Raw genomic sequence first — 1,628 nt, 5'->3', positions numbered from 1 at the left:
ACCTGGTCGTCTACCAGGGGTCTTACCAATGTGGGAAATCTCATCTTGAGGGGGGCTTCACGCTTAGATGCTTTCAGCGCTTATCCCTTCCGTACTTAGCTACCCAGCCATGCCTCTGGCGAGACAACTGGTACACCAGCGGTACGTCCATCCCGGTCCTCTCGTACTAAGGACAGCTCCTCTCAAATTTCCTGCGCCCGCGACAGATAGGGACCGAACTGTCTCACGACGTTCTGAACCCAGCTCGCGTACCGCTTTAATGGGCGAACAGCCCAACCCTTGGGACCTACTTCAGCCCCAGGATGCGATGAGCCGACATCGAGGTGCCAAACCTCCCCGTCGATGTGGACTCTTGGGGGAGATAAGCCTGTTATCCCCAGGGTAGCTTTTATCCGTTGAGCGATGGCCCTTCCATTCAGAACCACCGGATCACTAAGCCCGACTTTCGTCCCTGCTCGACCTGTTCGTCTCGCAGTCAAGCTCCCTTCTGCCTTTGCACTCTCCGAATGATTTCCAACCATTCTGAGGGAACCTTGGGGCGCCTCCGTTACACTTTAGGAGGCGACCGCCCCAGTCAAACTGCCTGCCTGACACGGTCCCTGTACCGGCTTACGGTACCAGGTTAGAACTCGAATACAACCAGGGTGGTATCCCAACGGCGCCTCCACCGATGCTGGCGCACCGGCTTCCATGGCTCCCACCTATCCTGTACAGGTCGTACCCCAGTCCAATATCAAGCTGCAGTAAAGCTCCATGGGGTCTTTCCGTCTTGTCGCGGGTAACCTGCATCTTCACAGGTATTAAAATTTCACCGGATCTCTCGTTGAGACAGCGCCCAAGTCGTTACGCCATTCGTGCGGGTCAGAATTTACCTGACAAGGAATTTCGCTACCTTAGGACCGTTATAGTTACGGCCGCCGTTTACTGGGGCTTCGGTTCAAAGCTTCGCTTACGCTAACCTCTCCCCTTAACCTTCCAGCACCGGGCAGGCGTCAGCCCGTATACTTCGCCTTGCGGCTTCGCACAGACCTGTGTTTTTGCTAAACAGTCGCTTGGGCCTTTTCACTGCGGCCCCCTCGGGCTATTCACCCTACCGAGGCACCCCTTCTCCCGAAGTTACGGGGTCATTTTGCCGAGTTCCTTAACGAGAGTTCTTCCGCGCGCCTTAGCATGCTCTGCTCGCCTACCTGTGTCGGTTTGCGGTACGGGCACCTTCGCCTGGTTAGAGGCTTTTCTCGGCAGTATGAGGCCAAACCCTTCGGGTACTTCAAGTTCCCCTCCCCATCACAGCTCAACGTTACCAGTGCACGGATTTGCCTATGCACCCGCCTTACTGCTTGGACAGACCCTTCCATCCGTCTGCGGTCCTTCCCTCCTGCGTCACCCCATCACTCATAACGGCTACGGTGGTACAGGAATGTCTACCTGTTGTCCTTCGACTACGCCTTTCGGCCTCGCCTTAGGTCCCGACTGACCCTGAGCGGACGAACCTTCCTCAGGAACCCTTAGGCTTTCGGCGGACAGGATTCTCACCTGTCTTTTCGTTACTTATACCGGCATTCTCACTTCTGTACAGTCCACTGCTCCTCACGGTACAGCTTCCACCCGTACAGAACGCTCCCCTACCC

At 56.2% G+C, this 1,628-nt stretch carries 1 rRNA gene; it reads right to left on the bottom strand.

Annotation, left to right across the window (positions count from 1 at the left end):
- Window positions 1–1,628: ribosomal RNA gene (locus tag XYCOK13_RS13030) — 23S ribosomal RNA — on the bottom strand; the annotation flags it as partial.

It is taken from the genome of Xylanibacillus composti (assembly GCF_018403685.1).
Lineage (GTDB): Bacteria > Bacillota > Bacilli > Paenibacillales > K13 > Xylanibacillus > Xylanibacillus composti.
The sequence above is the reverse complement of the archived record's forward strand: the minus strand, read 5'-3'. Positions and strand labels throughout refer to the sequence as shown.